21 protein-coding genes are annotated in these 22,440 nt (G+C 63.7%); 8 read left to right on the top strand and 13 right to left on the bottom strand.

The features are described from left to right. Positions 1–79: 79 nt before the first annotated feature. A complete protein-coding gene (gene guaD, locus FJ973_RS12920; protein ID WP_140556092.1) occupies positions 80–1,444 on the top strand; it encodes a guanine deaminase in 1,365 nt (454 codons plus the stop codon). 25 nt (positions 1,445–1,469) lie between these two features. On the opposite strand, the gene FJ973_RS12915 is transcribed toward guaD, so the two are convergent. From FJ973_RS12915 to FJ973_RS12895, 5 genes are all read right to left on the bottom strand, one after another. Beyond that, the gene (locus tag FJ973_RS12915; protein WP_140524960.1) at positions 1,470–2,375 is read right to left on the bottom strand and encodes an EamA family transporter; all 906 of its coding nucleotides are present in this window, start codon (positions 2,373–2,375) and stop codon (positions 1,470–1,472) included. Positions 2,376–2,518: 143 nt separating this feature from the next. Continuing rightward, on the bottom strand, positions 2,519–3,622 hold the full coding sequence (gene ychF, locus FJ973_RS12910) for a redox-regulated ATPase YchF (RefSeq protein ID WP_140524909.1): 1,104 nt from the start codon (positions 3,620–3,622) through the stop codon (positions 2,519–2,521). A 95-nt stretch (positions 3,623–3,717) separates the two neighbouring features. Continuing rightward, the gene (gene pth / locus FJ973_RS12905; RefSeq protein WP_140556090.1) at positions 3,718–4,431 is read right to left on the bottom strand and encodes an aminoacyl-tRNA hydrolase; all 714 of its coding nucleotides are present in this window, start codon (positions 4,429–4,431) and stop codon (positions 3,718–3,720) included. 23 nt (positions 4,432–4,454) lie between these two features. Then, on the bottom strand, positions 4,455–5,093 hold the full coding sequence (locus FJ973_RS12900) for a 50S ribosomal protein L25/general stress protein Ctc (RefSeq protein ID WP_140556088.1): 639 nt from the start codon (positions 5,091–5,093) through the stop codon (positions 4,455–4,457). Positions 5,094–5,471: 378 nt separating this feature from the next. Continuing rightward, on the bottom strand, positions 5,472–6,503 hold the full coding sequence (locus FJ973_RS12895) for a class I SAM-dependent methyltransferase (protein ID WP_140556087.1): 1,032 nt from the start codon (positions 6,501–6,503) through the stop codon (positions 5,472–5,474). Between the two features lie 321 nt (positions 6,504–6,824). On the opposite strand from FJ973_RS12895, the gene FJ973_RS12890 reads away from it, so the two are divergent. Beyond that, complete coding sequence (locus FJ973_RS12890; protein WP_140556205.1) at positions 6,825–8,795, top strand: EAL domain-containing protein; 1,971 nt, start codon at positions 6,825–6,827, stop codon at positions 8,793–8,795. Between the two features lie 184 nt (positions 8,796–8,979). On the opposite strand, the gene FJ973_RS30895 is transcribed toward FJ973_RS12890, so the two are convergent. After that, on the bottom strand, positions 8,980–9,126 hold the full coding sequence (locus FJ973_RS30895) for a hypothetical protein (protein ID WP_181168390.1): 147 nt from the start codon (positions 9,124–9,126) through the stop codon (positions 8,980–8,982). Between the two features lie 97 nt (positions 9,127–9,223). On the opposite strand from FJ973_RS30895, the gene msuE reads away from it, so the two are divergent. Genes msuE through FJ973_RS12865 form a run of 5 tightly spaced genes read left to right on the top strand, consistent with a single transcriptional unit; the run spans position 9,224 to position 13,869 of the window. Next, a complete protein-coding gene (msuE, locus tag FJ973_RS12885) occupies positions 9,224–9,781 on the top strand; it encodes an FMN reductase (RefSeq protein WP_140556085.1) in 558 nt (185 codons plus the stop codon). Positions 9,782–9,815: 34 nt separating this feature from the next. Further along, positions 9,816–11,174 carry an LLM class flavin-dependent oxidoreductase gene (locus FJ973_RS12880; RefSeq protein WP_140524905.1) on the top strand — a complete coding sequence of 453 codons (1,359 nt, stop codon included), beginning with the start codon at positions 9,816–9,818 and terminating at the stop codon, positions 11,172–11,174. A gap of 24 nt (positions 11,175–11,198) precedes the next feature. Further along, positions 11,199–12,047, top strand: coding sequence for an ABC transporter permease (locus FJ973_RS12875; RefSeq protein WP_140496422.1), 849 nt, complete (start codon positions 11,199–11,201; stop codon positions 12,045–12,047). A 47-nt stretch (positions 12,048–12,094) separates the two neighbouring features. Beyond that, a complete protein-coding gene (locus tag FJ973_RS12870; protein ID WP_140496021.1) occupies positions 12,095–13,093 on the top strand; it encodes an ABC transporter substrate-binding protein in 999 nt (332 codons plus the stop codon). Positions 13,094–13,110: 17 nt separating this feature from the next. Continuing rightward, positions 13,111–13,869, top strand: coding sequence for an ABC transporter ATP-binding protein (locus FJ973_RS12865; RefSeq protein ID WP_140556083.1), 759 nt, complete (start codon positions 13,111–13,113; stop codon positions 13,867–13,869). A gap of 40 nt (positions 13,870–13,909) precedes the next feature. Here FJ973_RS12865 and FJ973_RS12860 read toward each other — a convergent pair whose 3' ends face one another. Next, the gene (locus tag FJ973_RS12860; protein ID WP_140666080.1) at positions 13,910–15,133 is read right to left on the bottom strand and encodes an MFS transporter; all 1,224 of its coding nucleotides are present in this window, start codon (positions 15,131–15,133) and stop codon (positions 13,910–13,912) included. A 151-nt stretch (positions 15,134–15,284) separates the two neighbouring features. Here FJ973_RS12860 and FJ973_RS12855 point away from each other — a divergent pair, with 151 nt between their 5' ends. Further along, positions 15,285–16,154: a helix-turn-helix transcriptional regulator gene (locus FJ973_RS12855; RefSeq protein WP_140556082.1), complete on the top strand. Its 870-nt coding sequence runs from the start codon at positions 15,285–15,287 to the stop codon at positions 16,152–16,154. Positions 16,155–16,270: 116 nt separating this feature from the next. Here the strand turns inward: FJ973_RS12855 and FJ973_RS12850 are convergent, their stop codons facing one another. The 6 genes from FJ973_RS12850 to lgt form a co-directional block, all read right to left on the bottom strand. After that, a complete protein-coding gene (locus FJ973_RS12850; RefSeq protein ID WP_019860650.1) occupies positions 16,271–17,206 on the bottom strand; it encodes a ribose-phosphate pyrophosphokinase in 936 nt (311 codons plus the stop codon). Between the two features lie 239 nt (positions 17,207–17,445). Further along, entirely contained in the window at positions 17,446–18,075 is a 630-nt protein-coding gene (locus tag FJ973_RS12845; protein WP_140556080.1) for a hypothetical protein, read from the bottom strand. 43 nt (positions 18,076–18,118) lie between these two features. Continuing rightward, positions 18,119–19,270 (bottom strand): Xaa-Pro peptidase family protein, encoded by a 1,152-nt coding sequence (locus tag FJ973_RS12840; RefSeq protein WP_140516886.1) that lies wholly within the window; start codon positions 19,268–19,270, stop codon positions 18,119–18,121. Then, complete coding sequence (gene pgeF, locus FJ973_RS12835) at positions 19,270–20,064, bottom strand: peptidoglycan editing factor PgeF (protein ID WP_140556078.1); 795 nt, start codon at positions 20,062–20,064, stop codon at positions 19,270–19,272. Before pgeF ends, FJ973_RS12840 begins: the two co-directional genes overlap by 1 nt. Positions 20,065–20,421: 357 nt before the next feature. Then, a complete protein-coding gene (locus FJ973_RS12830) occupies positions 20,422–21,519 on the bottom strand; it encodes a class I SAM-dependent methyltransferase (protein ID WP_140556076.1) in 1,098 nt (365 codons plus the stop codon). Continuing rightward, positions 21,516–22,376 (bottom strand): prolipoprotein diacylglyceryl transferase, encoded by an 861-nt coding sequence (lgt, locus tag FJ973_RS12825; protein WP_140496012.1) that lies wholly within the window; start codon positions 22,374–22,376, stop codon positions 21,516–21,518. Before lgt ends, FJ973_RS12830 begins: the two co-directional genes overlap by 4 nt. Positions 22,377–22,440 lie beyond the last annotated feature (64 nt).

Raw genomic sequence — 22,440 nt, 5'->3', positions numbered from 1 at the left:
GCGGCGCAAAGGTTTGCCAACTGTTTTCTTGCGCGCCATGCAATAACGGCCACACGCGCCAGCGCAACCGGAGCGATCCATGACAAGAGAGGCCTTCACGCTGCTTGGCACCGCCTTCCACACGCCGGAGCGCGGCCGGCTGGAGGTGCTGAAGGACCATCTGTTCAGCATCGATGCACAGGGACGGATCGCGGAGATTCTCGCACCCGGCCATCCCGAATACGCGGCGAGGAAGAGCGATGCCCGCCAGGCGGGCAGCCTAGTGGAGCTCGGCGAAGGCCAGTTCCTGCTGCCCGGCCTGATCGACCTGCACATCCACGCGCCGCAATGGCCCCAAATGGGCAAGGCACTGGACGTGCCGCTCGAGGTCTGGCTGCAAAAATATACGTTTCCGCTCGAGGCGCGCTATGCCGACACCGGCTACGCCCGCGAGGTCTATGCCGACCTGGTCGACAATCTTCTCGCCAACGGCACCACCACGGCGCTCTATTTTGCCACCGTCCATGTCGAGGCCAGCTTGGCGCTTGCCGAGATATGCCTCGAAAAGGGCCAGCGCGCTTTGGTCGGCAAGGTGGCGATGGACGATCCCGAGCAGTGCCCGTCTTTCTATCGCGATGCCGACGCGGCAAGCGCCATTTCCGACACCAGACGCTTCATCGAGGCGGTCAGATCGTTGGATACCGGCGAAAGACCGCTGGTCCGGCCGGTGATCACGCCGCGCTTCATCCCCAGCTGCACGGATGCGGCGCTGCAAGGCCTGGGCGAACTCGCAACGGAATTTAGCTGCCACGTGCAGACACATTGCTCGGAGAGCGATTGGGCAAGGCAATTCGTCGAGACGCGCTTTGGCTGCACCGACGCGGCGAGCCTCGACGGTTTCGGCCTGCTGACGCGCCACACCATCCTGGCGCATTCGAACTTCATCGACGGGCGGGATATGGACCTCATCAAGGGGAAGGGGGCTGGGGTTGCGCATTGCCCGCTGTCCAACTTCTATTTCGCCAATGCGGTGTTTCCGCTGCGCGACGCGCTTGACCGGCACATGCATGTCGGGCTCGGGACGGACATTTCCGGCGGCTACAGCCCGTCGCTCTTCGACGGCTGCCGGCATGCGCTGTCAGCCTCGAGGACGCTGCAGAGCGGCGTCCATGCCGGCATGGACGCAGCGCAGCGCGGCGCGCCCGGCGCGCCGATCACGCATCAGGAGGCGTTCTGGCTGGCCACCGCCGGCGGTGCCGAAGCGCTCGACCTGCCGACGGGCAGCTTTCGCGTCGGCCATGAATTCGACGCGCTGCTGATCGACACGACGGCGAAGGCCTCGAACATCCACATCATCCCGGCGGACGACACGCTCGACGATGTCTTCCAGAAGATCGTGCTCAACGCGGCACGCGCCAACATCGCCACGGTGTGGGTGAGCGGAAGGACGGTGGCCGGGCAGTAGCCACGTCGCAGTCGCAGATCTGGCCCTATGCGCGCGATGGTTCCTCGGTAAGAGATTGTTTTTGCACCTTCAGCAACATGTCCTTGGCAGCGATCACCGCGCCGACCGTGATCAGGACGCAAGCGAGCGCAACAGACCAGTGAAAGATACCGAATCCGGCCAGCAGCAGCACGATCACCGAGAACAGCGGCGCGGCATAGGAAAGCGCGCCCAGGATCATGATGTCTCCATGCTTGCAGCCATAGTCCCATGCGTAGAAGCCGGCGCCGAGCGGTATCACGCCTAGAATGACGATAGCGCTCCATTGCGTCATTGTCTGCGGCCAGACAGTGATCTCGAGCGCGAGATGGAGAGTGAAGGCCACGGCCGCGGTGATCAGGCAGTACACCGCCACCACATCGGTCGGCACCTGGCCGAAACGGCGCGACAGGACGGAATAACCGGACCAGACGAAGGCGCAGAACAGGGCAATGACGTGGCCCGGCTTCACGCCGTCAGCAAGGCCCACGCTGCCGCCTTTGGTGATGACGACGATGGCACCCGCCAGGCCGAGCATCACACCGGCTATGTGGTGAGACCTCAGCCGCTCTCCCGGCAGGAAAGCGGCGAAGACGACGATCAGCAATGGCCAGAGATAAGCAATCAGGCTCACCTCGACCGGCGGGGCGGACTGGATGGCGAAAAAGTACGCGCAGTGATAGATGCACAGCCCTGCCGTGCCGATTGCCCAGACCTGCCATGGCTGCCGCAGCGACTTGAGCGCCGACGGGCGGACAATCCAGCTGGCCGCCCCGACTGAGCCTCCCAGCAGAAACGTCATTGCCGCCAATTGAAAGGGCGGGATCGGCCCCGCGGCGGTCGAAAGCAGCGCGAGGAACGACCAGGTCAGAATGGCCGAGAAACCGATCAGGGTCGGGATGGTCCTTTTCATATGGTCCCCTTCCGCGTTCACTGAGCCAATAGCGGAAAGGCCTAGCGAGGGCAGCCCGTGCACGGCCTTACCCTGTCGGGAATGCGACCCGGCCTGGTCTGTTCACACTCTGGCCTGTGGTCCCTGCGGAGATGACCGAAGGATCACGTATTAAACTTGAACAGCATGATGTCGCCGTCCTGGACGACATACTCCTTGCCTTCGTCGCGCGCCTTGCCGGCTTCCTTGGCCGCTACTTCGCCGCCCAGCGTGACGAAATCATTGTAGGCGATGGTCTGGGCGCGGATGAAGCCGCGCTCGAAATCGGTGTGGATGACGCCGGCGGCCTGCGGCGCCTTGGCGCCCTTGTGCACAGTCCAGGCGCGCGTCTCCTTCGGCCCGACGGTGAAATAGGTGATGAGCTGCAACAATTCGTAGCCGGCGCGGATCACCTTGTTCAGGCCGGGCTCGTCGAGGCCGAGCGAGGACAGGAATTCCATCTCTTCCTCGTCGGAGAGCTGCGCAACCTCGGCTTCGATCGCGGCCGAAATAACGACGGTGCGTGCGCCCTGCGCGGCGGCCATCTGCTCCACGGCCCTGGTGTGCTCGTTGCCGGTGGCCGCGTCAGCCTCGGCGACGTTGCAGACGTAGAGCACGGGATGTGAGGTCAGAAGGTTCAAGCCTTGCAGAATGCGCAGGTCTTCCGCCGAGATGCCGTCGAGCAGGATGCGGGTCGGCTTGCCTGCCTGCAGAAGCTCAAGCGCTGCCTCCATCATCGGCAGCACGGTCAAGGCTTCCTTGTCCTTGCCGGACGCGCGCTTGCGGAATTGCGCGATGCGGCGTTCGAGGCTCTCGAGGTCGGCGAGCATCAGCTCGGTCTCGACCGTCTCGGCGTCGGCGACCGGGTCGATGCGGCCCTCGACATGGGTGATGTCGTCATCCTCGAAGCAGCGCAGCACATGCACGATGGCATCGACCTCGCGGATGTTGGCGAGGAACTGGTTGCCCAGGCCTTCGCCCTTCGAGGCGCCGCGCACCAGGCCGGCGATGTCGACAAAGGAGATGCGGGTCGGGATGATCTCCTTCGACTTGCCGATCGCGGCGATCTTCTGCAGACGCGGATCGGGCACCGCCACCTCGCCGGTGTTCGGTTCGATGGTGCAGAACGGGTAGTTGGCGGCCTGCGCGGCGGCCGTCCTCGTCAGCGCGTTGAAAAGCGTCGACTTGCCGACATTGGGCAAGCCAACGATGCCGCATTTGAAACCCATTTTGTCCGGTCCTATCGGGAATTTGAGATTTGGTGAGGGCTATGGGCGATAGGGGTGATGAACGTCAAGCCCTGTAACGCCGTATGGACCCGAGCTCAGTCCTTGTTGCCGAACAGCTTCTTCAGCATGGCGGCCATCGGGCCGCTCTCCGGCAGCTTGGCGGGCGCCTGTTGCGGCCGTGCCTGTCGGATGTGGCTTTGCTGCTTGGGCGCCGGCTTTTCCGGTTCCACGCCGGCGTTGCCCTGAACGGCGAGGGCGGCCTTGTTCATGAAGCCGGATTCGTCGCCCTTGACGATCATCGCCGCGTTGTCGGCGACCGCGTCGAGCAGCGGGTCCAGCCAGTCGCGGTCGGTCTTGCCGAAATCGCCGAGTACATGATGCTGCACCATCTCCTTGACGCCGGGATGGCCGATACCGATGCGCACACGCCGATACGCGTTGCCGACATGGCCGTCGATCGAGCGGATGCCGTTGTGGCCGCCGGCGCCGCCGCCGGTCTTGATGCGCAGCTTACCTTCGGCAAGGTCGATCTCGTCGTAGAAGACGGTCAGCGCCCCGGGGCCGAGCTTGTAGAAGCGCAGCGCTTCGCCGACCGACTGGCCGGACAGGTTCATGAAGGTCTGCGGCTTGATCAGGATGATCTTTTCACCGCCGAGCGTGCCCTCGGCGATCGATCCCTGGAATTTCTTAGACCAGGGCGAAAAGGAGTGGCGGCGGGCGATCGCGTCCACCGCCATGAAGCCGACATTGTGCCGGTTGGCGGCATATTTCGCGCCCGGATTGCCGAGGCCTGCAAAGACAAGCGGCATCGTCAGCTCCGGGCGTGAAAAAGTTACTTCTCTTCGGCGGCGGGAGCCGCCTCAGGTACAGCCTCGACCGTCTCTTCCGTCTCCGGCTTCATCGCCGACGAACCGGCGACGGTCGCGATGGTGAAGTCGCGGTCGGAGATGACGGGCTTGACGCCGGCCGGCAGCTTGACCGACGAGATATGGATCGAATCGCCGATGTCGGCGCCGGTGAGATCGACGGTAATGAATTCCGGGATCGCATTGGCCGGGCAGTGGAACTCGACCTCGTGACGCACGATGTTGAGCACGCCGCCGCGCTTGATGCCGGGCGACTTGTCCTCGTTGATGAAGTGGACAGGCACGTCGACATTGACCTCGGTGTCCTTGCCGATGCGCAGGAAGTCGACGTGGACAGGGAAATCCTTGACCGGGTCGAGCTGGAAGTCCTTCGGCAGGACCTGGATCTTCTTGCCGTCGACATCGATCGTGGCGATCGTGGTCAGGAACCCGCCGCCGTGGATCTTGTAGTAGATGTCCTTGTAGGTGAGAGCGATCGCCAGGGGAGGCTGCTTGTCACCGTAAATTACTGCAGGCACTTTACCGTTGCGGCGAACTGCACGGGCGGACCCCTTACCGACCTGTTCGCGCGCTTCGGCCTTGAGCTCGTAAGTATCGTGGCTCATGGCACTTCCTTTCGCGTTGTTCTGGAGCGTTTGCGGTTGGCAATCGGCCTGGACCGTAAACGTCGAAAGCCGCCGGGTGAGGCGGCCTTCCGCCGCGTTGCCTCCAAGGGTGTCTACGCGGGTGGCGGCTCTATAGCGGAAGGCGGCCGGAGGTGCAAGCCAAAGGCAGTCATCCAAAGGCAATGGTCCGGGACGGGACGCCTCGCCCGGCCGAAAGCGCTCGAGGCTTCACGCTGGCGCCGGTCCAAGGTTGTCACTGGAGCGTTCAGCGTCGATAGGATCGCCGACTCGCTCCAGTTCTTTATCTTAGGCAATTGCCCGGGAAGGCGCTACGCACTTTCTCCGGGAAAACCGCTGCACATTTTTCCTGGAATTGCCCTATCCGCGCTTTTCGATGACGCCATACAGCACGTTGCGGTTTTCGCCAAAGAACACCTGCGCCTCGACGGTGTTGCGGTCGACGCTGGCATTGATGATGTTCCACATGTCGGCCTCGGAGCGCAGCAGCAACACCCAGTCCATGAACGTTTCCCTATAGCCGGCGTCGGGATTGCCCTCGGCGTAGTTGGCAAAAAGGAACCTGCCGTTCGGCTTCAGCATCTGCAGGCAAGTCTTCGTGAGTTTCACGGCGACGTTGTGCTGGAGGTAGTCGTAAAGGCCGGAGGCGTAGATGAGGTCGAACTTGCCCAGCTTGTGGCCCCTGGTGAGCACGGTCCGCACCGAGCCGTCGACGGCCTCGACCGCGGTGCCCTGGAAGTCTCGCGCGATCAATCCAACGCTCTGGGGATCCTGATCGAGCGCAACCCAACGCTTGAGGCGGCCCTCAGCCAAGGCGGTCGAACGATTGGCCTCGCGCAAATGACCGGCGGCGATCGCCAGGACCTCGGCTTGCGGTCCGCTCTTGTCCGCCGTCTCGTCGACATACCGGGTCAAGAGATCGCGCCGTTCCCGCGCCGCCACGCAGGACGGTACGTCCTTGGTATGGCTGTAGAGTGCCTTCCCTGTGTCCGAGGCGCTCGCCACGCTTTCGGCCACGTGCGGATCACAATAGATGTAGTCAAGCAACTGCGCGTCGCCGGAATAGCCCCTGGGCTTGGTGAATGACCACCGGGTGAGCGGGTCCTGGAGAAAGTAGTCAAGGATCGGATGGTTCTGCGCCACCGGGATCAACGACTGCCAAACGTCGGGGTGAACCTTGGCCCGCAGGGCGTTGAGATAGGACAGCAGGCGACGAACGATCTCGGCAGGGTCTTTCTCTTCCTCGACCTGCTGGTGTGTCGCGTGGAGAATGAGCGCGAGTTCCGCGCGGGCGGTTTCGAACGCCTCGCCGTGATGCTCGGGCTTTCTTGGAAAACTGCCGGCAATCATCTCGGCAGTAATCAGGCTTTTGCCATCAAAGACACTTTGCACTCGAGCACTCCATAGTTAACAGTCAGTTAACTTATTGCGTACAATGCTCGATTTGCCAATGTCGTCCCGAACGCATTTTAACGGTATGCTTAATTTCCCGCCAACCATGTTCGCGCGTTAAAACCCACCGCATTGGATTCACGGCCTGAATTAACCGAAATTTGTTTCGCGCCGTTGCATTGTCGTGCGAGGTGCGCAGTCGCCGTCGCGTCCAAGGAGTTGGCCCGCGTGGGGGCAGAAGCCAAAAAAGAACTTGGAACGCAAAATCCCCTTCAACCAGGATTTGTCGAGAGCGAACGCGTGTCATCCAGACTGGCCGACATGGCGCATGTAGAGCCGTACGAAGCCCGCTACGAGCCGGGGCCCGACGAGCTCCGCGTCCTTTACCGAAGGGAAGCCCAGGCGAAGCGAAGACTGGAAGCCCGGCCTGGGCTTTGGATCGCCGTGGCCATCTATCTCCTGTTTTCGGCAACGGATCTGCTGCTGATCCCGGACGTGGCGGCCTATACGATCATGGCGCGCTTCGCCGTCGGCGTGACCGCGCTGTTGATCCTGGAGGCGCAACTTCGCCGGGGAGTGGCCACGGAATGGCTCGACGTGACTTGCGCCGGGGCCATCATTTTCGGCTATATCGGCTGGTTGTTCCCGGCCTTTATGAGCGCGGACAAGGAAAGCGTCGCCTACTATATGGTATTCGGCACCATCTTCATGATGAGTGCAAATCTATTCTTCACATTCAGTTTCAATCTATCGATCGTGACATCAACCATCATCATGTGTGTCTTGTATGCCGTGAATTACTTTGTGCCCGCCACGGTAACATACAAGATGGTATTTGGCGCCTTCTACGTTTCATGTTTCACATTCACGTCCTATGTGAACTGGAAGCTGAACGAGGAGCGTTACAACGTCTTCCTGAACGCGCTGGAAGCCAAAATCCAGCACAAGGAAGCCACCGAACGCGGCAAGGCCCTGCTGCGGCTGTCGCGGACCGATCCGCTTACGGGTCTGGAGAATCGACGGGCGATCGATGAAAAGCTCAGGGACTACTGGGGGGAGTGGCAAAGGGTCGGTACCAGTTTCGTGGCGATGCTCATCGACGTGGACTTCTTCAAGAAGTTCAATGACTGCTACGGCCACCAGGAAGGCGACCGTTGCCTTATCCATGTCGCCAATGCCCTCCGGGATATGATCAGGGAATACAATGGCTCGATCGGCCGCTACGGCGGTGAAGAATTCATCGTCCTGGCCCGCATGGAGAACAAGGATCAGATCATAGATATCGCGGAAGCCATTTGCCGCACCGTCGAGAACCTGGCGCTTACCCACGAATTGCGGCGCGACGGTATCTCGGTTGTGACGGTAAGCGTTGGCGCTGCATTCACCAGGACGCAGACCGGTGCCAAGCTGGAGAAGATCATCCACGAGGCCGATCGCGCACTCTATCTCGCAAAGGCAGGCGGTCGAAACTGTGCCCGGCTGTTCGACCCAACCGATCCCCAGAGCAGCGACGAGAGCGAGAACATTGCGGCTTTGCTGAAGATCGCGATCGGCCAGGACCTCGTTTCACTCGTTTATCAACCTATCCAGGATGTCGCGACGGACCGGGTGGAAGCGGTGGAGGCCCTGATGCGCCTCAAAATGCTGGACGGCACATCGGTTCCGCCGAGCCTGTTCATTCCCGTAGCGGAGCGAACCGGCGCCATCCTGGAACTCGGGCGCTGGGCCATCAGGACTGTTTGCGCCGAGCTCCTGGCGCACGATCATGTGCGCGTGGTCAGCGTCAACGTCTCTCCGATCCAGCTCAAGACGCCCGGCTTCGCGGCGTCGGTCGCGACCATCCTGGGCGAGACCGGCGTCACCGGCAACAGGCTGGCCTTCGAGATCACCGAGGGGCTGGAGATGGAGATGCATTCGGACATTCTTCGCTGCATCAGCGACCTGAAGCTGCTGGGGATCAAGATCTGGCTTGATGATTTCGGCACCGGCTTCGCTGGCCTCTCGTGGCTTCGCCTGATCGATTTCGATACGGTGAAGATCGACCGCTCCTTCCTTCACGACTGCGCCACCCCGAACGGCAAGGCAATGCTCCAGGACATTGTCGCCCTGGTCCGAAACCGCGGCCACAAAATCCTGGTCGAAGGGGTGGAAACGGACGAGCAGATGGCTCTCATGCGCGAATTCGGCATCGACAAGGTCCAGGGTTTTCATGTCGGCCGTCCCGCTCCGGCCGGGAGTTTCCAGGTTAAACGGACCGTCAAGCGCCCATTCACCGTGCTGAAATCCGCCTGATCAGTCTTGGCTCAGGTCCCGCCGACCCGCACGGCGGGTCGTCGATTTGATCCTCGCCCCGCACAATTCACCGTCGGAACGGCTGCCAGGCGCGGGTGTGGCCAACGATCGCTCGTCAACGCCGCGCACAGCGGCTGGATCTCTCGGTTCAGGCATCGAGTTCGGCCAGCGTCCGGTCGGGGTCTCATTCGAGCGTTGCAGTGGACGGGCAGCTTGCGGCGGCGGTCGGGTCGACCTGGATCTGTCGCTCGTCGGCCTGGCGTCCGAGAATGGCGACGCCCTTGGCCGGAACCGCGCATCTGCCGAACCACTGAAGGGCGCTGCGGCGCAAACTCAATCTCCCTATTCCGCCAGTTTTGAAATCTTCTCGCTCATTTAATTCTACAAAATCGGTAGTCTTAATGAATAAGGACCGCGAGGAGAGCCCGATGACGAACAAGCTGGTGGTGGGAATATCCGGCAACCTGACCCGCCCATCGAAGACCAAGGCCTTTATCAGCCACATCGCCGGCGAGACGGCGAACCGCATCGGGGCGACCTCGGCTATATACGACATTGAAAATCTCGGTCCGTCGTTGCCGGCGGCTCGGCGCCTCGGCGATCTCGATCCTGCGGCCCGCGCCATCATCGAACAACTGGTCGGCGCCGACGTGCTGGTCGCGGGGTCGCCGACCTTCAAAGGCAGCTATACCGGGCTCTTCAAGCATCTGTTCGATCTGCTCGATCCGTCGTCGTTGCGCGGGAAACCGGTCATCCTTGCCGCGACGGGCGGCGGCGAACGCCACTCGCTGATCGTCGAACATCAGCTGCGGCCGCTGTTCGGTTTTTTCGAGGCGCTGACCGTGCCGACCGCAATCTACGCATCGGACAAGGATTTCGCCGACGGCGTCCTGGTGTCGGAGGCCATCCATGCCCGCGCCCGGCAGGCGGTTGCCGAGGTTTCCCGCGTCGTCGGGACGGCACGCAGCGTCGGCCTCGCCGCCTGAACTCCAAATGGTTTTCGAACAAAGGGACCCAGCCATGACCATCAAATCAAGACAGATCAAGCTCGGCGCCTTTCTACCCGGTGGCGGCCAGCATGTCGCCGCCTGGCGCCATCCCGACGCTCCGGCCGACGGCGCGACCAATTTCGAGTTTCACAAGCAGCTCGCGCTGACCGCCGAACGGGGCCTGTTCGATGCCTATTTCCTCGCCGACAACCTGACGGTCGGGCTTGGCGCCCGCGAAGGCGGCAACGCCAAGATCGCGGGTTTCGAACCGGTGACGTTGTTTGCGGCGCTGGCGCCGCTGACGACGCATCTCGGATTCATCGCCACGGCCTCGACCACCTATGAGGAGCCCTACACGCTTGCCCGTAAATTCGCCTCGCTCGACCTCTTGTCGAATGGCCGGGCAGGCTGGAACGTCGTCACCTCGGCGGGCGACGACACGGCGCGCAACTTCAACCGCGACATCCAGCCCAACCATGCCGAGCGCTACGCACGAGCGCATGAGCATGTCGAGACGGTCAAGGCGCTGTGGGACAGCTGGGAGGACGACGCCTTTATCCGCGACAAGAAAACGGGCCGCTTCTACGACAAGGACAAGCTTCACGACATCGACCACAAGGGTGAGCATTTCAGTGTCAAAGGGCCGCTCAACGTGCCCCGCCCGGTGCAGGGCCACCCCGTGGTCGTGCAGGCGGGCCAGTCCGAGGATGGGCGCAAGCTCGCGGCCGCCTCGGCCGAGGTCATCTTCACCGCGCATCAGAACCTTGCCTCCGCGCAGGAATTCTATCGCGACATCAAGGCCCGCGTGGCGGCGGCCGGCCGCGATCCCGAACAGGTGCTGATCATGCCGGGCGTGGCGCCCTTTGTCGGCCGCACCGAAGAAGAGGCGCGAGCCAAGTATCAGCAATTGAACGACCTGATCCTGCCCGAGGACGGCGTCGCGCTGCTCAACGGACTTGCCGGGCAGACGCTCGATCTCAGGGGCTATCCGCTCGACGGACCGCTGCCGCCGAGCCGCGAAACCGAAGGCATGAAGAGCCGCCAGGCGCTGATCCGCCAGATCGCCGACGAGCACAACTTCTCCATCCGCCAGCTCTATCAATGGGTCGCGACCGCACGAGGCCACTACACCGTGATCGGCAGCGCCATTCAGGTCGCCGACCAGCTGGAGGAATGGTTCAGCAACGAAGCCGCCGACGGGTTCAACATCCTGCCGCCATGGCTGCCCGGCGCGCTAGACGATTTCGTCGACCTGGTGGTCCCCGAATTACAGCGGCGCGGCCTGTTTCGTACCGCTTACGAGGGCAGGACGCTGCGCGAGCATCTTGGCCTCAAGCGGCCGCAGAACCCCTGGACGGTTGCCCGTTCGACCGTGCTCGCCGCCGAATGATGCGTTGAAGCGAAAGGCATGACGATGACTTTGCAGCACATTGAACGGCCGACGGGCATCGGCGCGCATGAAAACGGCAACGGGCTCGGCGCCGATATTCTGAGCCTGGCTGGCCGAACCCTCACGCGTCTGCTGTCGCGCTATGGCGTGCTTTTGGGGTTCCTGGCGCTTTGGCAGGCGGCGGCGAGCGGCGGCTGGGTCAATGCCGCGGTGTTGCCGCCGATCGACATGATCGTCGTAGCGCTCTGGAAGGGCCTCGCCGGGGGCAGCCTGCTCGGCGACATCGCCATCAGCCTGCAGCGCGCCGGCCTCGCCTTCGCCGCGGCGGCTACGGTCGCCATCCCGCTCGGCCTCGTCATGGGTCAGACCCGCAGCGTCGAGACGGCGCTCGATCCGATCCTGCAACTGTTCCGGCAGACCTCGGCCCTGGCGCTCTATCCCGTCTTCATCCTGCTTCTGGGGCTAGGCGAAGCCTCCAAAGTGTTCGTCATCTTCTGGGCAACGCTGTTTCCACTGCTGCTCAACACGATCAGCGGCGTCAAGGAGGTCGATCCGAAGCTGCTCGAAATGGCGCGCGTCTACGGCGCCCGGCGGCTGACCATATTCCGGCGCGTCGTGCTGCCGGGCGCCGTGCCTTCGATCTTCGTCGGGTTGAGGCTCGGCGCGACCACCGCGCTGCTGCTGCTGATTGCCTCGGAAATGATCGGCGCCAACAAAGGCATCGGCTTCCAGGTGATGAACGCGCAGTACAATTTCCAGATCCCGCTGATGTTCGCGTCGATCGTCATCCTGGCCGCGCTCGGCCTGATCGCGAACCAGGTGCTGGTCAGCCTGCAGCGGCGGCTTTGCCGCTGGAGCAGTTCCGCCGGCTGAACAGCCGCCCCCATCATCGTCATTTTTGAAAAGTGAAAGGCCGGATCATGACCATCACACGCCGCTCGCTGCTTCTGCGCGCCCCTCTTGCCGCCGGCATCATCGCCGTCGGGCTACCATCGATCGCGCGCTCGCAGGCCGCTTCCGTCAAGATACGCTATCTCGCCAGCCGCGGCAGCATCTCGCCGCATGAGCTTGCCGACCAACTCGGCTACTTCAAGGGCCTCGGCATCGAGCTCGAGAATGTCGGCTATGCCGGCGGCGGCCCGGAATCGCTGTTTGCGCTCGCCTCCGGCAGCGTCGACCTGGGTTCGGCCGCCACGCCGGCCGTGATCAACTCGATCGCCGGCGGCAACGACTTCGTCGCCGCCTATCCGAGCAACGGCATCAACAGCCAGGTCAAAAGTGTTTTCTATGTGCTGGAGGACAGCCCGATCAGGTCGATCGCGGACGTCGCCGGCAAGACGATCTCGGTCAACACGCTCGGCGCCCATCTCGACTACGCGGTGCGTGAAGCGCTGCACAGCGTCGGCCTGCCGCCGGACGCCGCCAAGCTCGTCGTGGTGCCCGGGCCGCAACTCGAGCAGACGTTGCGCTCGCATCAGGTCGATGTCGCCGGGCTCGGCTACTGGCAGGCGACTTTCGCCGGTGCCCTGGTGGCCAATGGCGGTGTGCGCGGCGTGTTCAACGACGCCGACGTGCTGGGCGAGATCGCGGGCGGCTTCATCGTGCTGCGGCGGGATTTCATCGCCGCCAATCGCGACGCCGCCAAGAACTTCGTCGAACAGTCCGCGCGTGCGGCCGACTGGTCGCGGCAGAATCCCGACGAGGCCCGCAAGGTGCTGGCCGAAATCCTCGACAAACGCGGCGAGAACGGCGAACTGGCGCGCTACTGGACGGGCTTCGGCCTGCGCGAAAAGGCGGTGGCGACCGACCGCGACATCGACTTCTGGGTGGCCGTGCTCGAGCGCGACGGTCGCCTGCCGAGAGGCAAACTCAAGGCTGCCGACATCCTCTACCGGCCAGGCGAAAGCAAGACCAATTGAGCAAGGAGGCACCCAGCATGGCCACAGCACGCGGCGAGGTCACGATCCGCGACCTGTCGAAGTCCTTTGCGCTCGGCGGGCGCTCGCTCGCCGTGCTGCGTTCGCTCAATCTCGACATCCGCTCCGGCGAGTGCCTGGTCATTGTCGGCGCCAGCGGATCGGGCAAGACGACATTGCTGCGCATCCTTGCCGGCTTAGAGATCGCCGATGAAGGCGCCGTTGCGATCGACGGCAAGCAAATAAAAGGCGTCAGCGCGGAGCGGGCGGTGATCTTCCAGGAACCGCGCCTGCTGCCGTGGCTGAGCGTACTTAGCAATGTCGCCTTCGGCCTCGAAGTTCGCGGCGTGCCCAAGGCGCAGGCCGAGCAGAGGGCGCGCTTCTACATAGCATTGGTCGGTCTTGCCGAGTTCAGCGATGCTTACCCGCGGCAGCTTTCGGGCGGCATGGCGCAACGCGTCGGCATCGCCCGGGCGCTGACGGTGCAGCCCGAAATCCTGCTGCTCGACGAGCCGCTCGGCGCCCTCGACGCCATGACCAAGATCTCCATGCAGGAGGAACTGGCGCGCATCTGGAGCGAGGAAAACGTCACCATGGTTATGGTCACCCACGACCTGGAGGAGGCGATCTATCTCGCCGACAGAGTGCTGATTCTGCCCAAGGAGAAAGGCGGCGCGGCGCGGCTGATCACCGTCGACCTGCCGCGTCCCCGTGACCGCAGCGAAAGCCGCTTCGTGCGCCACCGTGAAGAGTTGCTGCGCGAATTCGGCCTGCACTGAGGCCTCGACGCGCTCGCACGTGTCGAGGCGCTTTCCCAGGCTAGGCCTTTCGTGCTTCCTTCATATTGGGCAGGAACACCGTCAACAGGCCCAGGAACGGCAAATACGAGCAGATCTGGAAGACGAAGTCGATGCCCTTCATGTCGGCCACGATGCCGAGCACGGCTGCCGCTATGCCGCCGACGCCGAAGGCGAAGCCGAAGAAGATGCCGGCGATCATGCCGACGCGGCCCGGCACCAGTTCCTGCGCGAAGACGACGATGTTGGAGAAGGCCGACGACAGGATCAGGCCGATCAGCACCGTCAGCACCATCGTCCATTCCATGTTGGCGTAGGGCAGCGCCAGCGTGAAGGGCAGCACGCCGACGATGGAAAACCAGATCATCGCCTTCTGTCCGTAGCGGTCGCCGAAGGGACCGCCGAGCAGGATGCCCAGCGCCGAGGCGCCGAGGAACAGGAACAGCATGACCTGCGACATCTGCACCGAGACGCCGAACTTATGGATGGCGTAGAAGGTGTAGTAGCTGGAGAGGCTGGCGATGTAGGCGTTCTTGGTCAGCACCAGCAGCGTCAGCACGGCCAGCGCGCCCATCACCTTGCGGCGCGGGAAGGGCGAGACGAAACTGGACGTCTTGCGGTTCGCCTGTGTGGCGCGCAAGCGGCTGTACCACCCGCCGACCTGCCACAACACGACGATGCCGATAAGCGAGCCGACGGCGAACCATGAAATGCTGGTCTGGCCGAAAGGCACGACGATAAATGCCGCCAGCAGCGGTCCCATGGACTGGCCGAAATTGCCGCCGACCTGGAACAGCGACTGCGCCAGGCCGAAGCGGCCGCCTGAGGCGAAGCGGGCGATGCGCGAGGATTCCGGATGGAAGATCGCCGAGCCGATGCCGATCAGCGAAGCGCCGATCAGGAGCAGCGTGTAGTGGCCGGCATAGGCAAGCACGATCAGGCCGATCAGCGAGGAGGCCATGCCGTAGGGCAGGGAATAGGGCATTGGCCGCTTGTCGGTGATCATGCCGATCACCGGCTGCAGCAGCGACGCAGTCACCTGGAAGGTGAAGGTGAGAAGACCGATCTGCCAGAAATCGAGGCCGTAATTCTCCTTCAACAGGGGATAGATGGCCGATAGCAGCGACTGCATGATGTCGTTGATGCAATGGCAAAAACTCACCGCCAGGATGACGGTGAAGGCCGTCGCCTGGGCTGAAGCATGGCTGGCGGTCGCGGGAGGGGCGACGGCTGTCGTATCGGTCAAGGCAGGCTCCGTAGTCTTTTTGGCGGGCATACCCGCGGGCAAGCTGGCGGACGCTCCTGCGGCCGCCTTGGGAACGGATGGCTTATAGGCCGCTTGCGGGACGACTTCTTTCGTGGTTTGGTCCAATAGTTTCGCAAGTGGGCCATAGCTTATGCCGCACGGCAGGGAAATTTTTCACGCTGGTAGTGCCGACCTCGAGCAGTTGCACGAGCGTCGCTGGCTATGGCTGGAGCAAGTGGCCGGGCCGGCGGTGGCGTTGCCGACCGAATATCCCGACGGCTACCATGTGCCGCGGCACCGCCACAGCCGCAGCCAGTTGCTGCATGCGCTGGTCGGTGTCGTGCTGGTGACGACGCGGCACGGGCGCTGGATGGTGCCGCCCGATCACGCCATGTGGATTCCCGCGGGCACCGAGCATTCCGTCGAGATGCTGGGCGATGTCTCGATGCGCTCGGTCTATGTCATGCCGGGAGCGATCCCCGGACTGCCGGAAGGCCTGCGCGTCGTCGGCGTCACCGACCTGATGCACAGCCTGATCGTGGAATCGGAAAAACTGCCGCAAGGCGGCGTGCTGGAAGGGCGCGGCGGGCTGATCATGAATCTTCTGCTGCACGAAATCCCGACTTTGCCGGAGCGGCCGCTTGGCCTGCCGTTCCCCTCCGATCCCAGGCTGGCGGCGCTGTGCCGGCGTTTTGTGGCGGCACCGTCGCCGCGCGCGACGATCGACGAGTGGGCGGATGCCGCCGGCATGAGCCGACGCTCCTTCACGCGCGCCTTTCATCGCCAGACCGGACTGTCGCTATCGACATGGCGCCAGCAAGCATGCCTGTTCGCGGCGCTGCCAAGGCTCGCCGATGGCGAGCCGATCACCCGGGTGGCGCTCGATCTCGGCTATGACAGCGTGCCGGCCTTCATCACCATGTTCAAGCGCATGCTGGGTGCCTCGCCGCGCGGCTATATGCGCGGCGCGCGAGATGCCGGCGAAAACCCGCGGCGCATAGGCGGTCCGATCGCCGCTTGAGGCATGCCGATGGCATCAAGCTGATGCGGCAACCCTCGGTCTAAGGTCCATTGCAGGAGCACTGATTGCACGTTGTAATCTGTTTTGCTGCGCTACGCGCCCGCCGGGATCGACAATTAGTCGAACAGGCTCGACACCGATTCCTCGGTTGCCGTGCGCGAGATGGCTTCGCCCATCAGGTCGGCGATCGAGATGACGCGGATATTGGGGGCGTCGAGCACGCCCTGGGTCGGCTGGATGGAGTCGGTGATCACCAGTTCCTGCAGCTTGGAGCCGCTGATGCGGGCGACCGCGCCGCCCGACAGCACGCCATGAGTGATATAGGCGGTGACGCTGGTGGCGCCGTTGGCCAGCAGCGCATCGGCGGCGTTGCACAGCGTGCCGCCGGAATCGACGATGTCGTCGATCAGCAGGCAGTCCTTGCCGGCGACCGCGCCGATGATGTTCATGACCTCCGATTCGCCGGGACGCTCGCGGCGTTTGTCGACGATGGCGAGCTGTGCGTCGAAGCGCTTGGCCAGCGCGCGTGCACGCACCACGCCACCAATGTCGGGCGACACCACGACGACGTTGCCGAGCTGCTTGTATTTCGCCTTCACATCGCGGGCCATGACCGGCACCGAGAACAGATTGTCGGTCGGAATATCGAAGAAGCCCTGGATCTGGCCGGCGTGGAGGTCGAGCGTGAGCACGCGGTCGACCCCGGCGCGGGTGATCATGTTGGCGACCAGCTTGGCCGAGATCGGCGTGCGGCCGGAGGCGCGGCGGTCCTGCCTGGCATAGCCGAAATAGGGGATCACCGCCGTGATGCGCTTGGCCGACGAGCGCATGAAGGCGTCGATCATGATGAGCAGTTCCATCAGGTGATCGTTGGTCGGAAAGGAAGTCGACTGCAGGATGAAGACATCCTCGCCGCGCACGTTTTCCTGGATCTCGACGAAGATTTCCTGGTCGGCGAAGCGCCTGACGCTGGCCTTGCCCAGCGGGATGTTGAGATAGCGGGCGACCGCCTCGGCCAGCACCCTGTTGGAATTGCCCGCGAAGAGTTTCATGCACCGTTCCTGGTGGAGGATGGAGAGCCCCAACAGACTCGCCTACGCCCTTTAACCGGGCTTTTAGCGGCCCGCGCGGCTATTGCAAGCACCGTGATTGGAAATCCGCCGGCTAATCCTGGGAAATGTTCGCGCCATCGCGTATGGGCAACACTGGGCAGCGGACCCGGCGCCGCTGCTCCTTCCCCTTGTTCGAGCATGGGATTTCCCCGCGGCCGTTTCCATTCGGGTCCGATGGTCTAGCCCGCCTTGCCGCCGAGCCATGCCGCGAACTGGTCGATGGTCTGGTCGGCGATCGCCTGCATGGTGGCTGGCGCCACCGCTTTCCAACTGTCGCCGCCCGCGCTGGCGCCGGAATTGGCCGAAGCCGCCTTCTGCTGGCCGTTGATGCGATGCAGGCGGTTGCCCGAGGGATCGTAGACGTCCCACACATAGATGACGGTGGTGTCCTTGCCTTCGGAGATCACCGAGAAATAGCCTTTGAGCACATGGGTCGCGGTCTGGTCGGCGCTGCCGGCCAGCGTGATGCCGCGCTGCCTAGCGCGCGTCTGCAACTCCGCCGTCAGCGGCGTCGCCGCTTCCACCGAAGCGCCGACGATCGGCGCGATCTGCAGGCGCGTCCTGGCAAGGATTGCGGCTGTCTGTGCGGGCGTGGCTGACGTCGTGGTCGTTGCTGGAGCGCCCGCCGCGGTCGTGGCAGGGCCAGCGGGCGCCGGGGTGGCGGCGCTGCCCTGGGTTGCCGGCGTGGCCGGCGCCGCGGCCGTGGGCGGGGTGATGGCGGAGGGTTCGAGGACGTCTTTTGCGTTGGTGCAGGCGGCGAGCGCCAGGACCACGAGCAATGACACGGTCGTCAGCTGCGATCGTCTCATTTGCCTTCTAACTCCTTGGCGAAGAACGCCTCCCATCGTGGATTCACTGTACGATCAAGTCGAGATCATGGCGGGAAAGCGGCTTCGGCTGTGATTCGGTCGTGAGATAGGTGCGGCCAAGCGTCATCGCCGTCTCGGTTTCGGAATCCATGATGATCATGTGGGCGAACAATGTCATGTTCGGCGCGATCGGCTCGGGATTGCCCTGGTAGAACATCGGCATGTCCATCCAGGACGGGGTGAAGCGGGCGCCGACCGAATAGCCGCAGGCATTCAGCCGATGCTTGGTCAGTCCACGTGCCTCCATGACACGGGCATGCGCGTCGAACACGTCGCCGAAACTGTTGCCCGGCGTCATCGCCTTCTCGACCGCCAGCAGCGCGGCACGGGCCGCGTCGAACAAGTCCTGGTGACGCTTCGAGGCCTTGCCGGTCAGCACCGTGCGCATCATCGGCGCATGATAGTGATGAAACACTCCCGCCCATTCGAGCGTCAACTGGTCGTTCTTGGTGAGCTTGCGGCGACCGGCCTTGTAGCGGCACAGCAGCGCGTCGACGCCGGAGCCGATGATGAATTCGTTGGCCGGATAGTCGCCGCCGCCGGCAAAGATCGCGCCTTGCATGGCGGCAAGGATCAGCGCCTCGTCACCGCCCTGCTTGATCAGCGGCAAGGCCGCATCCAGCGCGTCGTCGGCCAGGTTCGCCGCCTTCTCGGCCTTGGCGATCTCGGCCGGGCTCTTGAACAGGCGCAGCCGACCGACGATGCCGGACGCATCGGCGATCTGGCCGAAGGTCTGCAGCTGCTCGTCGAGGCGGCGGCCATTATAGGCGGTCAGCCCATGAGTGTCGTATTCGACCCCGATGCGGGCGCCGAGCAGGTCGAGCTCGTTCAGCAGATTGCGCAGGTCGACGGCCGGATTGGCGCCATCGCGATCGGTCCACAGCACGATGTTGTCGATGATTGAGGTGTGGCGCGCCTGACGCAGGTCGGCCGAGCGGGTCAGCAACACCATGGACCCGTCGGCTTTCACCACCAGGCACTGGAAGAAGCAGAAACCGAACGTGTCGTAGCCGGTCAGCCAATACATGCTTTCCTGCGCGAAGAGCAGGATGGCGTCGAGCTTCTTCTCGGCCATCTCGATCACCAGCCGGTCGCGGCGCGCGTCGAATTCGGATCGTTCAAAATGCAGCGCCATTATTCACTCTCCAAAACGATTGCCGATATCTGCCGGCCGTAATCGGGTTCCTTGCGGTGCGTCGTGCGCCGGTAGGAGTAAAACAGATCTTCCTCGGTATAGGTGCAGCGGCCGAGACCTTGCGCGGTCACACCCGCCCTGTCGAGCCGGTCCACCGTGTAGCGGTTGAGGTCGAACATCGAATGACCGGGATTCGCCGAAGGCGCGAAATATCTGTCATTTTCGCCATCGGCCTCGACGAAGCGGGCGACGAATTCAGGCCCGACCTCGTAGTTTTCCGGGCCGATCGAGGGGCCGAGCACGGCGACGATGTTTTCACGCCTGGCGCCGAGACTTTCCATGGCGGCAATGGTGTTCTCGAGCACCCCCGTGAAGGCGCCTTTCCAGCCGGCATGCGCCGCGCCGATGATACGCGCCGCGGCATCCGCGAACAGCACAGGGCCGCAATCGGCGGTCGAGGCGCCGATGGCGATGCCCGGCCGGTCGGTGACGATGGCGTCGGCCTTGGGACGCTCGCCTGCAAAGGGTCCCCTGGCGACGACGACATCAGGCGAATGGATTTGCCAGGCGGTCAGGAGATGGTCCGCCGGCACGCCCATCCAGGCGGCGACACGGCGGCGGTTCTCGGCGACCAGCGCCTGGTCGTCATCCGAGCCGGTGCCGATGTTGAGGCCCTGATAGATGCCGGTCGAGACGCCGCCGACGCGGGTGAAATAACCGTGGCGGATGCCTTGTGCCTGCGCCAGGTCCAGCAGCGGCGACCGCACGGGATCCAGTTTGGTCTGATTCAGCATGTGGGCGTTGTTGTCCGTGTGGGCGGTTTCGTCAAGAAAAAGTCCGAAGCGAGACGGCCGGCGTTCAGCCGCTCTTTTACCGGACGGGAGATTGGGAGGGGTGACGATGAAAAGTCAATCCGGCGTGGCGAAGGGGCAACGCAACGAATCCGGGGTAACGGTTCCTTCGCCGCTGCGCGGTGAGGGAGCATTGAACGGAAAAACCCGCCTGTGCGGCGGGTCCCTGGCGCAACTCAGCACCATAACCAAATATCTACCATAGTTGCCTTCACCCTGTCAAGAAAAAATTCCTATCATGAGAAGTTGCCGGCCATGAAAAGCTACCGACACAACCGGGCTGGCCGTCGTCACGCCTTGTCAATCCGAGCTCGGAGCCTGGGCAAAGGGGCGAACGGCAACGCCGCGCGGCATTATGGCAAGCACCTTGAACAGGTCGCCCATGGCCTGCGGCCCGGCGAGGCGTTCGACATCGCCAGCGATCTTGTCGCGTGCCGCCTGGCTGGCATCGGCGCCAAGCCGGCCGGCGCGCTCCAGAATGCCCAGGCCGAGCAGGAAATCGCCCTGCGTCGACAGATGGGCGTCGAGACCATGCGCGCGCACCACCCCGGCAAGGGCGGCGAAATCGACATGGGAGGTGAGATCGGCTTCGCCGGGATTGGCCAGCACATCTTCGTGATCATGACGACGCAAGGCCTGCAACGTGTCGCCGACACCCGGCCGCAGATGGCCATAGTCGACAAACAGGCCGGAGCCGCCATGAGCGGCCATGCGCTCGGCGATGGTCGCCATCAGGGCGCTGCGCGCCGGCGCCAGTTCGACGATCGCGCCTTGCGGCGCCTCGCCGGCATCGGCGGGCAGCAGCGTCGGGTCGAGCGAGCCGGCGCCGGCGAAGAAGCAAAGATTGTCAGCGCCGTCGAGGCCGACCACGCGCTCGCGCCAGCCGGTGCCGGTGCGGACGAACTGGCGGATGGGGATGGCGTCGAACAATTCGTTGCCGACGATGAAAAGCGGCTGTGGCGGCAGCGTGTCGATGGTCTCGTGCCAGCGAATCGAGAACGGTGTGGCGCCGAGCGTCTGTTTCTGCACTTCGGTCAGGCGAGGGCTGGTCTCGATCATGGCGAAGGCAGCGTCGTTGGCCAGTGCCGGTTCGAGCCGCGACAGGGTGCGCAGCATGTCCTTCATCAGCGTGCCGCGGCCGGGGCCGATCTCGCCGATGGTGACCGGCGTCGGCCGGCCGACCGCTAGCCAGGCCTGGTAGAGCCAGACGGCGACGAGCTCGCCGAACATCTGGCTGATCTCCGGCGCGGTGATAAAATCGCCGGCGGCGCCGAACGGTTCGCGCGTGGTGTAGTAGCCCGCCTCGGGATCGAACAGGCACAATGCCATGTATTCGTTGACGGGGATCGGCCCCGTCGCCTCGATCAGATCGACGATGCGTGCCTTCAGCCGCGTCATGTCGCCTGCGGCCGTGACTGTGGCACCGGCTTGGCTGTCGTCATCGCCCAAATGCCGGCCAGCACCATCGGCGAGGACAGGATCATACCCATGGTGAGCCAGTTGGTGCCAAGGAGATAGCCGAGCTGCTGGTCGGGCTCGCGGAAGAATTCGACTGCTATGCGCGACAGGCCATAGCCGCAGATGAAGGCGCCGCCGACGAAGCGCGGCGTCTTCAGCTTGAGGCGCGAATGGGTGAGGAAGCGCAGCACGAGAAAGAGCACCAGGCCTTCAAGCAGGGCCTCGTAAAGCTGGCTCGGATGGCGGGTAAACGGCCCGCCATTGGGAAACTCGATCGCCCATGGCACGTCGGTTGGCCGGCCCCAGAGCTCGGAGTTGATGAAGTTGGCGACGCGCACGAGGCCAAGACCGACCGGCACGCCGGCGGCCACGACGTCGAACAGCGACCAGGTGCGGATGCCGCGCTTGATCGAAAACAGCGTCATGGCGAGGATGACTCCGAGCAGGCCGCCATGGAACGACATGCCGCCCTGCCAGACGGCGAAGATGTCGAGCGGATGCGCGATATAGCGCGGCAGGTCATAGAACAGCACGTAGCCGGTGCGCCCGCCCAGCACGACGCCGATGGCCGCCCAGATGATGAAATCATCGAGGTCCTCCGGCTTCATCGGCAGGATGCCGTCGGGCCAGAGTTTCGGATTGGCGGCGAGCCGCTTGGCGTACCACCAGGCGAACAGGATGCCGACGATGTAGCCGACGCCGTACCAGTGCACCGCCAGCGGCCCGATCTGAATCAGCACCGGGTCGATGTTGGGAAAGGGCAACGAGGCCAGCGGCAGCAGGAAATATTCGTTCAACGGGGAGCTCTCGGTTGCGTTTGGCGCGGACCATGCGGCAGGGTTTTGGCGGGGTCAAGGCAAG

Origin of the sequence: Mesorhizobium sp. B2-1-3 (assembly GCF_006442495.1) — a bacterium.
Lineage (GTDB): Bacteria > Pseudomonadota > Alphaproteobacteria > Rhizobiales > Rhizobiaceae > Mesorhizobium.
Note: the sequence above shows the minus strand (reverse complement) of the source record. Positions and strands in the feature narration are given on the sequence as shown.